The organism is Volucribacter psittacicida (assembly GCF_004339025.1).
Taxonomy (GTDB): Bacteria; Pseudomonadota; Gammaproteobacteria; order Enterobacterales; family Pasteurellaceae; genus Volucribacter; species Volucribacter psittacicida.
In genome coordinates this window covers 308009-321884 of the sequence record NZ_SMFT01000002.1, presented here as the reverse complement: position 1 = coordinate 321884, position 13876 = coordinate 308009, and the positions used below count along the sequence as shown (strand labels likewise).

Annotated in this window: 9 protein-coding genes; 5 read left to right on the top strand and 4 right to left on the bottom strand. The window is 38.4% G+C overall.

The features are described from left to right. Positions 1-147: 147 nt before the first annotated feature. Both EV694_RS10870 and mltF read right to left on the bottom strand, forming a co-directional pair. Positions 148-300 carry a hypothetical protein gene (locus EV694_RS10870; RefSeq protein WP_165865499.1) on the bottom strand — a complete coding sequence of 51 codons (153 nt, stop codon included), beginning with the start codon at positions 298-300 and terminating at the stop codon, positions 148-150. Positions 301-308: 8 nt separating this feature from the next. Beyond that, positions 309-1736, bottom strand: a complete 1428-nt coding sequence (gene mltF / locus EV694_RS04825) for a membrane-bound lytic murein transglycosylase MltF (RefSeq protein WP_132690026.1) — start codon at positions 1734-1736, stop codon at positions 309-311. Between the two features lie 267 nt (positions 1737-2003). On the opposite strand from mltF, the gene purL reads away from it, so the two are divergent. Beyond that, positions 2004-5897: a phosphoribosylformylglycinamidine synthase gene (gene purL / locus EV694_RS04820; protein ID WP_132690023.1), complete on the top strand. Its 3894-nt coding sequence runs from the start codon at positions 2004-2006 to the stop codon at positions 5895-5897. Between the two features lie 257 nt (positions 5898-6154). Here purL and mazG read toward each other — a convergent pair whose 3' ends face one another. Next, positions 6155-6943 carry a nucleoside triphosphate pyrophosphohydrolase gene (gene mazG / locus EV694_RS04815; RefSeq protein WP_132690021.1) on the bottom strand — a complete coding sequence of 263 codons (789 nt, stop codon included), beginning with the start codon at positions 6941-6943 and terminating at the stop codon, positions 6155-6157. A gap of 167 nt (positions 6944-7110) precedes the next feature. Here mazG and uspA point away from each other — a divergent pair, with 167 nt between their 5' ends. From uspA to EV694_RS04795, 4 genes are all read left to right on the top strand, one after another. Then, on the top strand, positions 7111-7536 hold the full coding sequence (gene uspA / locus EV694_RS04810) for a universal stress protein UspA (protein ID WP_132690019.1): 426 nt from the start codon (positions 7111-7113) through the stop codon (positions 7534-7536). Positions 7537-7750: 214 nt separating this feature from the next. Then, positions 7751-10381, top strand: a complete 2631-nt coding sequence (alaS, locus tag EV694_RS04805; RefSeq protein WP_132690016.1) for an alanine--tRNA ligase — start codon at positions 7751-7753, stop codon at positions 10379-10381. 175 nt (positions 10382-10556) lie between these two features. Then, on the top strand, positions 10557-10742 hold the full coding sequence (gene csrA, locus EV694_RS04800) for a carbon storage regulator CsrA (RefSeq protein ID WP_132690014.1): 186 nt from the start codon (positions 10557-10559) through the stop codon (positions 10740-10742). A gap of 17 nt (positions 10743-10759) precedes the next feature. Continuing rightward, a complete protein-coding gene (locus tag EV694_RS04795; protein ID WP_132690011.1) occupies positions 10760-12124 on the top strand; it encodes a phosphohexomutase domain-containing protein in 1365 nt (454 codons plus the stop codon). Between the two features lie 930 nt (positions 12125-13054). Here EV694_RS04795 and bacA read toward each other — a convergent pair. Next, the gene (gene bacA / locus EV694_RS04790) at positions 13055-13858 is read right to left on the bottom strand and encodes an undecaprenyl-diphosphate phosphatase (RefSeq protein WP_132690009.1); all 804 of its coding nucleotides are present in this window, start codon (positions 13856-13858) and stop codon (positions 13055-13057) included. Positions 13859-13876 lie beyond the last annotated feature (18 nt).

Genomic DNA, 13876 nt, shown 5'->3' with positions numbered 1-13876 from the left:
TGGTAGGACTTGCTGTACTACTGGTATTGTCTTCGATGTACCGCCTTGCTTTATTTTAAATTGAAATGATTATAGTATAAGACTTTAATCCGTTTTTCTCTCATTTTTCCATTACACTAATAGTTAGGTTAAAGAAAAACTGAGGCTTTATGCGTCTTGTTGTAACATAAATTGCAACGAATGGCGTGATGATACCATTTTTTTTCTCTGTCTTAATCGTTTTAAGCGTAATGCACGATTTTGTGAGATGCGGAATGAAGTTTTTTGTTTTAAGAATATTTTTTTACGTCTAACAGCCATAATATTTCCTAATTGTTGGTTTCGTTATTTTCAACGGTGTTTTGTTCGCTTATTTGTTCATTATTCGTTTGTAAACGATGATAGTTTACGATGCTATTCATATAACGGCGGATATTTTCCACATAACGATAAGCCTCATAGCCTCTTGCGTAACCATATTTGAGTTTTTCGTAGTAGCGTTTTTCTGCCAATAAGGGAAGATTTTTTTTCACGTCTAACCAATTATCAGGGTTTCCGCCTAAACTGGAGGTTAAACGTCTTGCATCAAGTAAATGTCCTAATCCCATATTATAAGCGGCTAACGCAAACCAAATTCTATCTTCTGGTGGGATAGTGGCGGGCATTTGGTTGATTAATAAGTGTAAATATTCTGAACCTGCTTTGATACTTTGTTCTGCATCCGTTCGATCAGTGACATTCATACGATCTGCCGTTGCTTTGGTTAGCATCATCATGCCTCTTACGCCTGTTGGGGAGGTGGCATTTTCTTGCCAATGGGATTCTTGGTAGGCAATGGCGGCTAATAAACGCCAATCAAGTTCGCCTTTGTATTTTTCAAATAAAGGTTGATAAAGGGGTAAAATATTTTCAATGGCTTTTAAATAAGCACGCATATCCACATAATCAAAATTAGAAAAGTGATTGAGATATTTTTCTTCAATGCGAGCGATAGCTCCTGTTTCTAGGGCTTGATTCATAAATTCCAGTAAGCTAGCTTGTAATTCATTGTAAGAGCTTGCAGGAAGATACCAATGTACTTGAGCTTCATCGGTAATATCAAAAGCCACCGCAATTTGGGGGCGAATTTGTTGAATAGCAAGGACATCAATAGAATTTGCAATGGTATAATTTATCTCCCCTTCGGCAACTTTTAGTAATAATTCCTCTTGGGTACTGTCATTTTTATTATCCCATTGTAAGTTAGGATAGTTTTGTTGGTAGTCCATTAAAATTTTGGCTAATTCAGATCCGCCCGCAATAAGCAATTTGTCATTAATTTCTGCTAATGAACGTGGGCGATATTCTCCTTTACGATAAACTAATTGCCAGGAGGCGGAATAGTAAGCTGGGCCTATTTGAAAATGATGTGCTTTATCTGGTTGGTATAGGAGATTAGCTGCCGCAATATCAATGTTATTGTTATTGAGCGCGTTAAATAAGGCATCATTATTGCTTAATGTGCGCATTTCTAACTGTACCCCAAGATAATCAGCAAAGGCTTTGCTTAATTCATATTCTAAACCAGCCGCACCATCTTGTCCGATAAAATAGGATACGGGATTATTAATTGTGCCAACGATGATTTTTCCACGTTGTTGAATAACATTGTAATGATTTTCTTCGGATAAAAGTATGCGTTGCCATGGAAATACCATGTCAATCGCCCAAAGTAATAATCCGACGGCAACGATAATGCGTAAAAATAAACCTTTCAATGGGATAAATAAGTGAAAATAACAATCTTGCGATTGTACACAGGAAATGCGGATTTAACAAATAGAAAGATAAGTATAAATCTGGAAGGTATCCTTATCGCATTTTAAAAATCACAGGGTATTGGCATATTTTGCTTGATTCTTATGTGAAAATTGCCATGAAAAGTCTGTGGTTTTGTTGAGATTTTTGTAAAGCAAACGTTTTCGTTTTATTCGCTTTACTTTATAATAACCGCCAGTTTTTAATTAAAAAGGGTGTTATTGTTTATGATTCAAACCTTTCGTGGCTCACCAGCCTTATCTGATTTCCGTATTAATCAATTATTAACGCGTTTTGCTAAAGCGGATTTAGCGGTAACGTCTGTCTATGCCGAATATGTGCATTTTGCAAAATTAACTGAAAAACTGACCGCCCTTGAGCAACAAGCATTAACGGAATTATTGCATTATGGTCCAACCTTAGCGGAACAAGCCACGCAGGGCGAAAGTCTGATTGTTATCCCTCGCATTGGCACCATTTCGTCTTGGTCATCAAAAGCAACGGATATTGCCCATAATTGTGGTTTAAATAAGGTGGAGCGTTTGGAGCGAGGGGTTATTTATTATTTTTCCTTTGCGCAAGCCTTAACGGAACAGCAATATCAACAGCTTGCCCGTTTATTACACGATCGAATGATGGAAACCGTGATCACGGATATTGCCCAAGCTGATGCCTTGTTTGCTCAACAAGAGCCGAAATCTTTTACTGAAGTGGATATTTTGAAGGACGGCAGACAAGCCTTAGAACAAGCTAATACTCAATTAGGCTTGGCATTAGCGGAAGATGAAATTGATTATTTAGTGGAAAATTTCACCGCACTTGGACGCAATCCACACGATATTGAGCTTTATATGTTTGCTCAAGCCAACTCGGAACATTGTCGCCATAAAATTTTTAATGCGGATTGGATTATTGATGGCGAAAAACAAGAAAAATCCTTGTTTAAGATGATTAAAAATACCTTTGAACAAACCCCTGATTATGTGTTGTCCGCTTATAAAGATAATGCAGCGGTGATGCAAGGATCAAAGGTGGGACGTTTCTTCCCTGATCAAGATGGACAATACCGTTACCATCAAGAAGATGCGCATATTTTAATGAAAGTAGAAACTCATAACCATCCAACAGCGATTTCGCCTTTCCCGGGAGCAGCAACAGGTTCGGGGGGCGAAATTCGTGATGAGGGCGCCACAGGACGTGGAGCAAAACCAAAAGCAGGTTTAACGGGCTTTTCGGTATCTAACTTAGTGATCCCTAACTTTGAGCAACCTTGGGAAGCCCCATTATCTAAACCAGAACGCATTGCCTCTGCTTTAGATATTATGATTGAAGGCCCATTAGGCGGTGCGGCATTTAATAATGAATTTGGTCGCCCTGCTTTATTAGGGTATTTTCGTACTTATGAACAAAAGGTGAATAGCTTTGCCGGCGAAGAAGTGCGTGGCTATCATAAACCTATTATGTTAGCGGGTGGAATCGGTAATATTCGTGCGGAACACGTGCAAAAAGGCGAAATTCCAGTGGGGGCAAAACTGATTGTATTAGGTGGCCCAGCGATGAATATCGGCTTAGGTGGCGGAGCGGCTTCCTCAATGGACAGCGGTAAATCAAAAGAAGATTTAGATTTTGCCTCAGTACAACGTGATAACCCAGAAATGGAACGCCGTTGCCAAGAAGTGATTGACCGCTGTTGGCAATTAGGGGAACAAAACCCAATTTTATTTATTCACGATGTGGGGGCTGGTGGGTTATCTAATGCGATGCCAGAATTAGTGAACGATGCGGATCGTGGCGGTAAATTTCAGTTACGCCAGATTTTATGTGATGAAAAGGGAATGAGCCCTTTAGAAATTTGGTGTAATGAGTCGCAAGAGCGTTATGTTTTAGCGGTTGCCCCAGAAAAATTAGGTTTATTTACCGCCCTTTGTCAGCGTGAACGAGCACCTTTTGCGGTGATTGGAGAAGCAACGGAACAACGCCATTTAGAATTAGCGGATAGTCAATTTAATAATAAGCCCATTGATTTACCGATGAATGTGCTATTGGGTAAAACACCAAAAATGACGCGAGATGTCAAAAAAGCCAGCGTGAATAGCCCTGCTTTGGATCAACAAAGCATTGAACTGAAAGAGGCATTACATCGGGTATTACGCTTGCCTGTAGTCGCAGAAAAAACGTTCTTAATTACCATTGGCGACCGTTCTGTAACAGGTATGGTGGCAAGGGATCAAATGGTTGGACCTTGGCAAGTGCCAGTGGCAGATTGTGCGGTAACCACTGCCAGTTTAGATAGCTATTATGGCGAAGCTATGGCGATGGGCGAACGTGCCCCTGTGGCATTATTGGATTTTGCCGCGTCCGCACGTTTAGCGGTCGCTGAATCCATTACCAACATTGCCGCCACCGATATTGGCGACATTAAAAGAATTAAATTATCCGCTAACTGGATGGCCGCCGCAGGGCATCAAGGCGAAGATGCTGGCTTATACGAAGCCGTTAAAGCGGTGGGCGAAGAACTTTGCCCAGCATTAGGCATTACCATTCCTGTGGGTAAAGACTCTATGTCAATGAAAACCGCTTGGCAAGAAAACGGCGAACAGAAAACCGTTACCGCACCATTATCCCTCGTCATTAGTGCCTTTGCTCGAGTAGAAGATGTGCGTAAAACCGTTACACCACAACTGCGTACTGATAAAGGTGCAAGCCGTTTATTATTAATCGATCTTGGCGAAGGGCATAACCGCTTAGGGGCAACGGCATTGGCTCAGGTTTATCAACAATTAGGCGATAAGCCAGCAGATATTGTGAACACCGCTCGCTTAAAAGGCTTTTTTGATGCTATCCAAACCTTAGTGCGTGAACAAAAATTATTGGCTTATCACGATCGCTCTGATGGCGGTTTAATCACAACCTTAGCCGAAATGGCATTTGCAGGGTATTGTGGTGTGCAAATAGATATTTCCGCATTAGGCGATAATGATTTAGCCGTATTGTTTAATGAAGAATTAGGGGCAGTGATTCAAGTACGAGAAACTGATTTAGTGGCTGTGCGTGAAATTCTAAAACAATATGATTTATTAGCGATTACCAAAGATATTGGTGTGGTAACCACGCAAGATGAATTTGAAATTACCCGTGCTACAAAAACTTTATTGCGTGAAAAACGTTCAACCTTACGCCGTATTTGGGCGGAATTGACCCACCAAATGCAACGTTTGCGTGATAATCCTGATTGTGCTGATCAAGAATTTGCCAGCAAGCAAGCCACTGATGATCCTGGTTTATCGGTTAAACTCAGTTATGATGTCAATCAAGATATTAGTGCCCCATTTATTGCCACAGGCGCAAAACCGACTATCGCTATTTTGCGTGAGCAAGGTGTGAATAGCCATTATGAAATGGCGGCAGCTTTTGACCGAGCAGGTTTCAATGCCATTGATGTGCATATGAGTGATTTAATGCAAGGACACCATAACTTAGCGGACTTTAATGCCTTAGTGGCTTGTGGCGGTTTCTCCTATGGCGATGTACTTGGCGCAGGCGGTGGCTGGGCAAAATCTATTTTGTTTAACCCACAATTAAGAGAACAATTTAGCCAATTTTTTGCCAACCCAAATACCCTTGCCTTAGGGGTATGTAACGGCTGTCAAATGATCTCACATTTAGCGGAAATTATCCCAGGAACAGAAAACTGGCCGAGATTTGTACGCAACAAATCTGAACGTTTTGAAGCTCGTGTTGCCTTGCTCAAAATTAATGAAACCCCGTCCCTCTGGTTCAAGGGAATGGCAGGCTCACATATACCAATCGCCGTTTCTCACGGGGAAGGACAAGTGGAGTTCAAATCTCAACAACAATTAACTGGGTTACAACAACAAAATTTAGTTGTAGCACAATATATTGATAATCACTTGGCTGTTACCGAAACTTATCCAGCTAACCCAAATGGCTCAGTATTAGGCATTACCGCCATTTCTAATCTTGATGGACGTGTCGCCGCAATGATGCCACATCCTGAGCGTGTATTCCGAGCTGTCAGCAATTCTTGGTATCCAGAAGATTGGTCGGAAGATGGTGCTTGGATGCGATTGTTTAGAAATGCGAGAGTGGCGTTGGGTTAATTTCTAGGTGTAATGGAAAAATGGTCACTAAAGAGTGGTTTGAAGTTTGTAGTATAAGGCCTTAACCCACTTTTTTGTCCATTACACCTGTGATCTTGATCTGCCATCAAAAATTTAGACACATTTCTGCCTCCTGAGTCTTACAAAGCGAGGCGAGTTCAGAAATGTGTCGTGATGGTTCAAGTTGAAACACAGGATCAGAATTTTTCTAAGGGGCATTTCTTTGCTTACTTTTAATTAAAACAGCTATCACATAATTAACTTTCTTTCTTCGCCTGCTCCCACCAATAATCCATTTCAGCTAAGTGGCTTTCATCTAAGGATTTATTCTGTGCTTTGAGTTGTTGTTCAACAAAACGGAAGCGTTTTTCAAATTTCAGATTGGCTTGGCGTAAGGTTTGTTCGGCTTGACAGTTTAGATGACGACTTAAGTTAACGCAGGCAAAGAATAAATCGCCCATTTCTTCTTCTATTTTATCTTGCTGTGGTTGCGGTTTATTAAGTTCTTGTTGGACTTCCTGTAATTCTTCTTCTACTTTGGCAAAAACAGCATTAATGTTATTCCAATCAAACCCTTTTTTACTACAGCGTTTTTGTAATTTCTCTGCTCGCATAAGGGCTGGAAAAGCATAGGGGATATTGTCTAAAATAGACTGATGTCCTGCATTTTGGTATTCTTCGCTTTTGACTTGATTCCAGTTTTGTAATGCCTCTTCTTCATTATTTGCTTTGCTTTCTCCGAAAACATGGGGATGACGGCGAATAATTTTTTCACAGACGGATTGTACAACATCAGTAAAATTGAATTTTTGTTCCTCTTGGGCAAGTTGGCATAAAAAGATTACTTGTAATAGTAAGTCGCCGAGTTCTTCTTTTAAATTTTCGGTATTGTTTTGTTCAATGGCTTCTACGACTTCATAGCTTTCTTCAAGTAAATGAGGGATCATTGTTTGGTAATTTTGTTTTAAATCCCATGGGCAGCCACCATTTGGATCACGAAGTTTAGCAATGATAGTGATAAAATCTTGAATATTATATTTTGGCATAAGAATTCCTTATAAAATAAATGAAGTGAATAAATAAAGATCATCATATTTGGAAATATTTTTTATCATTATGTGATCTTTATCGCGACTTTTTTTCTATTTTGGTGGTAATATTTAATCATAAACAAGCTATTCTGTTAATGTTTAGATCTGATAAGGAGCAAATTATGTATAAACATGTTTTAGTTGCGGTGGATCTTTCTGATGAAAGTGTAATTTTATTGGAAAAAGCAGCGGGCGTTGCCAAAAGAAATGAGGCTAAACTTTCCATTATTCACGTGGATGTGAATTTCTCGGATCTTTATACGGGATTAATTGATGTGAATATGTCTTCTATGCAAGATCGTATTTCCAGTGAAACCCAGCAATCTCTCACTCAATTAGCAGAACAAGCGGGATATCCTGTAACCGAAAAATTAAGTGGTAGCGGAGATTTAGGTCAGGTGTTATCTGATGCGGTGAAACAATATGATGTTGATTTACTGGTAACAGGGCATCATCAAGACTTTTGGAGTAAACTTATGTCTTCTACCCGTCAAGTTATGAATAATATTACGGTAGATATGTTAGTTGTCCCATTGCGTGACGAATAAAAAAATAACAGAAATTGACCGCACTTATTGCTTGTTTTGCAAAAGTGCGGTAGGTTTTTTAATAATTTTTATATATCTTTCCTTAATCAGAAAATTTATTGTTGGATAATTTGGATAAACCTTAAAAGTATGCCACAATATGGCAAAAAATTATTAATGATAACCTTTATGAATATACCCTGTATATTTTTAAGGCTTATAGTAAGGTTTATTAATGAAGACAACAGCACAAATTAGACAGTCATTTCTTGATTTCTTTCATAGTAAAGGTCATCAGATCGTAGAAAGCAGTTCCTTAATTCCTGATAATGATCCTACCTTACTTTTTACTAATGCGGGTATGAATCAATTTAAAGATGTTTTTCTTGGTTTAGATAAGCGTCCTTATTCTCGCGCAACCACAGCACAACGTTGTGTGCGAGCTGGTGGTAAACATAATGATCTTGAAAATGTGGGTTATACCGCTCGTCATCATACATTCTTTGAGATGCTGGGAAATTTCAGTTTTGGCGATTATTTTAAACAGGATGCTATTCATTTTGCTTGGGAATATTTAACCTCAGCACAATGGCTTGGGTTACCAAAAGAAAAATTATGGGTAACCGTCTATGAAACCGATCAGGAAGCCTATGATATTTGGCATCAACAAATTGGGGTGCCTGCTGAACGGATTATTCGAATTGGCGATAATAAAGGTGAGCCTGGAAGTTATGCTTCAGATAATTTCTGGCAAATGGGCGATACGGGGCCTTGTGGTCCTTGTACTGAAATTTTTTATGATCATGGTGAACATATTTGGGGTGGGCCTCCAGGGTCTGCAGAGGAAGATGGCGATCGTTATATTGAAATTTGGAATGTGGTTTTTATGCAATATAATCGCCAAGCCGATGGTACAATGGAGAAATTACCAAAGCCTTCCGTTGATACAGGTATGGGATTAGAGCGGATTGCTGCGGTTTTACAACATGTCAACTCTAACTATGATATTGATATTTTCCAAACATTAATTGCGAAAGCTGCCGAAATTACGGGTGAAAAGGATTTAAAGAATAAATCGTTACGCGTGATAGCAGATCATATTCGTTCTTGTGCTTATCTTATTGCTGATGGTGTGATTCCGTCCAATGAAGGGCGAGGCTATGTGTTACGCCGTATTATTCGCCGCGCTGTGCGTCATGGGCATTTATTAGGAGCGAAAGAAGCCTTTTTCTATAAATTAGTGCCGACATTAATTGAAGTGATGGCGAGTGCCGCGAAAGAGCTAAAAACAAAACAAGCCCAAATTGAAAAAGTATTACGTTTAGAAGAAGAACAATTTGCTCGTACCTTAGAACGCGGGCTGACACTTCTCGATGAGGCATTAGCGGAAGTAAAAGATGGGCAATTATCAGGCGATGTGGCATTTAAATTATATGATACTTATGGCTTCCCATTAGATTTGACGGCTGATGTTTGCCGAGAGCGTAACATTACGATTGATGAGCAAGGATTTGAGCTGGCAATGGAACAACAGCGTGTGAGAGCACAATCCGCCAATCAATTTGCGATGGATTACAACAATATCATTCGTGTTGAAGGTTCAACTCAGTTTGAAGGATATACTGAAGCAGAATCTTTGGCAAAAGTGACCGCACTTTTTTATGAAGGTAAAGCTGTTGACAGCATTGAAGCGGGTCAAAGTGCGGTGGTTATTTTGGAAAATACGCCATTCTATGCGGAATCAGGGGGACAAATCGGCGATACGGGTTATTTAACAAGTCGGGATTTGTCATTTAAAGTGACTGATACGCAGAAATATGGGCAAGTTTTTGGTCATATTGGCGAATTACAGCAAGGACGTTTACAAGTTGGGCAGATGGTGAATGCCGTCGTTGATGTAGCACGCCGTCAATCCACTTCTTTAAATCATTCTGCAACACACTTATTACACGCAGCGTTACGCCAAGTGTTAGGAGAACATGTTGCACAAAAAGGTTCTTTAGTCGCTGATACGGGATTACGCTTTGACTTTGTGCAACCAGAGCCTGTGACAAAACAGCAATTAGCTGAAATTGAACGTCTGGTAAACCAAGAAGTAAGGGCTAATTATCCGATTATGACTGAAGTGATGGCGTTAGATGATGCTAAAGCAAAAGGCGCAATGGCATTATTTGGCGAAAAATATGGTGAGCAAGTACGTGTTGTGGGTATGGGAGATTTTTCTATTGAATTATGCGGTGGTATCCATGCTCAACGTACTGGCGATATTGGTTTATTTAAAATCACTGCGGAAACTGCCGTCGCAGCGGGTATTCGTCGTATTGAAGCGGTAACGGGTGAACAAGCAATAAGTTGGTTACATCATCAACAATCTTTGTTAACACAAAGTGCGGAATTATTAAAATCTGATGTAAACTCTCTTGTTGATAAAATTCATCAATTACAAGATAAAGCGAAGAAAACCGAAAAAGAATTACAACAATTAAAAGACAAAATGGCTCAGCAAGCTGGTGCAGACTTGGCTAAAAATGCAATCAAAATTCATGATGTTGCTGTAGTTGTGCAACGTTTAGATAATTTAGATAGCAAATCCTTACGGATAATGGTCGATGATCTGAAAAATCAGTTAGGTTCAGCAGTCATTGTTTTTGCATCAGCGATGGGCGAAAAAGTAAACTTGGTAGTAGGCGTGACACAGGATCTTACAGACAAAGTGAAAGCTGGTGAGTTAGTGAACGTGTTAGCTCAACAAGTAGGTGGAAAAGGCGGTGGTCGTCCTGATATGGCGATGGCTGGCGGTACTCAACCTAATAACATTGATGTTGCATTATCGGGTTGTTTAGATTGGTTACAAGCACATTTGTAATTATATTTTAATATGAATTATTTGTGACAGATCACAGCTTATGTTCACCACGCCAACCAACAGGTTGGTTTGGTTATGATGATAAATGGTTGTAATTATCATATCTTGAGTAAGAAGGATCTTTTAAGTAATAAGGATATTTCCGATATAAATTACAAATAAAAGGGGAGTTTGTATGCTAATATTAACCCGTAAACTTGGCGAAAGCTTACTCATTGGCGATGATATTTCAATCACAATTTTGAATATGCGTGGTAACCAAATTAAAATTGGTGTCAATGCGCCAAAAGAGGTTTCAGTTCATCGAGAAGAAATTTATCGGCGAATTAAAGCATCTCAAGACAAAAAAGATACACCTTAATAGGTAGGAAATAAATTATGGAAAAATTAACCTGTTTCAAAGCCTATGACATTCGTGGTCAATTAGGAAGCGAATTAAATGCCGATATTGTCTATCGTATTGGACGTGCTTTTGGTCAGTTCTTACAGCCAAAAACCATTGTGGTTGGCGGCGATGTTCGTTTAACCAGTAAAGAACTTAAAAGTGCGGTAACCAATGGATTATTAGATTCCGGCGTTAATGTAATCGATCTTGGTGAAGTAGGAACAGAAGAAGTTTATTTTGCCACCACCTTTTTACAAGCTGATGGCGGAATAGAAGTAACGGCTAGCCACAATCCAATGGATTACAACGGGTTAAAATTGGTACGAGAAGGATCTCGTCCTATTAGTGCTGACACAGGTTTAGCTGAAATACAACGTTTAGCCGAAGAAAATCATTTTCCTGCGGTAAGCCAACGAGGGAGTTATAAGCAACAATCTGTGGTTGGTGATTATGTAGAACATTTACTTTCTTATATCAATCTGACGGAATTAACCCCATTAAAACTCGTCATTAATTCGGGTAATGGAGCAGCAGGTCATATTATTGATGCCATTGAAGCACAATTTAAAGCTCATCAAGTTCCCGTAAACATCATAAAAATTCATAATAACCCTGATGGTACCTTTCCACATGGTATTCCTAATCCATTACTACACGAAAATCGCCAAGATACGATAGATGCTGTCAAAAAACATCAGGCAGATATGGGAATTGCTTTTGACGGTGATTTTGACCGATGTTTTTTATTTGATGAAAATGGCGAATTTATCGAAGGCTATTATATTGTCGGTTTATTAGCACAAGCATTCTTAGCAAAACAACCTGACGCCAAAATTATTTATGACCCACGTTTAGTCTGGAATACCGAAGAAGTGGTGAAACAAAACGGCGGTCAAGCGATAATGTCTAAATCAGGGCATTCTTTTATTAAAGAAAAAATGCGAGCGGAAGATGCCGTTTATGGCGGTGAAATGAGTGCTCATCATTATTTTCGTGATTTTAATTATTGCGATAGCGGTATGATCCCTTGGTTATTAGTGATGGAACTTTTATGCAAAACAGGAAAAAGCCTGGGACAATTAGTCAATGAAAGCGTTAAACGTTACCCATCACCGGGCGAAATTAATAGCAAATTGACAAATGCACAACAAAGTATCGCACGGGTCAAAGAATATTACGCTCCTAATGCGATTAAAGTTGAAGAAATTGATGGCATTAGCATAGAATATCCACAATGGCGTTTTAATTTGCGTAGCTCTAATACAGAGCCAGTTGTACGTTTAAATTTAGAAACCCGTGGTGATAAAGCGTTAATGACAGAAAAAACCGAAGAAGTATTGGCGTTGTTGCGTCAATAAAGTACTATAATTTTAACTGTAATCTGCCCTCAAAAGTTGGATTTCCCAACCAATTAAGGAGCAGATTTTTTTATGACAAAATACACCCAAGTAGTTAAATAACATAGTCGTTAATTTTTATTTTCAATATAACAACTTGCTCAGACTTATTGTTATTTTAACCTCTCAAAATCCATTGTTAAACACTGGATTCGCCTTATTTAACTATGGGTAAAACTAGATTAATGTTGGTCAAACCGAATAGGTTTGTTTATCTGATTTTAATGCAACCTATTATGTAGAAACTGTACTATAGAGCAAGTTATGGCTGAATTTGTTTTGTCTAACACGAGGCTTATAAAAAATGATTTAAAACAAGGTATAATGAACTATGGTCAAAAAACTTGAAGGCTCAGCTAAAATAAAAGTCAAATAGCTTATTGCCCCACCGAAAATCTAAAAATAACGCTAACCTTATCGTATTTTAGAGTTTGATGAATCAAACTTCCACTAAACTAAATGAAAGCAAAACAATCCTGTATTTTAACAAAAGCTGGCAATACCTGATTTTTCTGGCAGTTAAAAACGATATGTTATTTTAGTAAGGTTAGTAAGAGTTTTTAATAACTGAAAAATGAGCTGCATGAATATTATAATAATCGGCGTATTTAAAGAAATTAAACGGACTAAGTCTTGTGTGTATAGAATTAAGGGAATACTCGCGAGCATTAAATATTATGAAAGATATTTACCTTCGAAAAGTGTGTGAAATTAAATATGAAAAAACAACAAATTGATTAGAAGGTTTATTGAGTGAACCTAAGGGAAAATTAATTGATCACAATAGATTAAGCGGAAAATATAAGATTATATTTATAAAGAATTTTTTAAATAAAAAGAGCTGCTGATAATTTGAAAAAATTATCAGCAGCTCTTTTTCTATCATACCGATTAATGAATAAATACAAAATAAACCACTATCGCAACCACAAAACGATAAATGGCAAATGGCACAAAAGAAATTTTTTTAATAAGATTTAAAAAGGTTTTAATTGCGATTAAAGCAACAACAAAAGCAGTAAAAAATCCTACTGCAAACATTGGTAAGTCATCAAGGCTAAGAAAATCAAGGCTTTTATATAAATCTAATATGGTTGCTCCCATCATCATAGGAACGGCTAAAATAAAAGAATATTCTGCCGCTGCCTGACGCCCCACGCCCATTAACAATCCCCCAGAAATGGTTGCACCTGAACGTGAAAATCCTGGCCATAAAGCAAGACATTGAAATAAACCGATCGTAAAGGCTTGTTTATAACTCATTTGATCTAAAGTAGCAGCTTTTACTTGAGGACGATATTTCTCTGCTAATAATAACAAAATCCCTCCTGCAACAAGAGCGTACATAACCATTTCTGGACTAAATAAACCTTTAATATGGCTATGAAAAATTAGCCCTAAAATCACAGCAGGGATCATACCTAAAATAATATGTACTAAGGTTAAGTGAGGTTGGTTTTTATCTTGTTTTTCCCCAAAATGAATACCGATTAAACCGAACATTTTACGCCAAAATACAACAACAACGGCTAAAATAGACCCTAATTGGATAATGACTTCAAAGGTTGCAGCTTTCTCTCCCTCAAAGCCTAGTAAATGCCCAACAATGATCATATGACCAGTGGAAGATACAGGTAAAAATTCAGTAAGCCCTTCCACAATTCCTAAAATAAATGCGATTAATAATTCAGACATAATTTCCTCAAAATAATT

Bases quoted from the DNA above. Each gene is read 5' to 3' on its own strand.
- bacA (WP_132690009.1), bottom strand. From the start codon at position 13,858: ATGTCTGAATTATTAATCGCATTTATTTTAGGAATTGTGGAAGGGCTT.
- mazG (WP_132690021.1), bottom strand. From the start codon at position 6,943: ATGCCAAAATATAATATTCAAGATTTTATCACTATCATTGCTAAACTT.
- alaS (WP_132690016.1), top strand. From the start codon at position 7,751: ATGAAGACAACAGCACAAATTAGACAGTCATTTCTTGATTTCTTTCAT.
- EV694_RS10870 (WP_165865499.1), bottom strand. From the start codon at position 300: ATGGCTGTTAGACGTAAAAAAATATTCTTAAAACAAAAAACTTCATTC.
- csrA (WP_132690014.1), top strand. From the start codon at position 10,557: ATGCTAATATTAACCCGTAAACTTGGCGAAAGCTTACTCATTGGCGAT.
- EV694_RS04795 (WP_132690011.1), top strand. From the start codon at position 10,760: ATGGAAAAATTAACCTGTTTCAAAGCCTATGACATTCGTGGTCAATTA.
- uspA (WP_132690019.1), top strand. From the start codon at position 7,111: ATGTATAAACATGTTTTAGTTGCGGTGGATCTTTCTGATGAAAGTGTA.
- purL (WP_132690023.1), top strand. From the start codon at position 2,004: ATGATTCAAACCTTTCGTGGCTCACCAGCCTTATCTGATTTCCGTATT.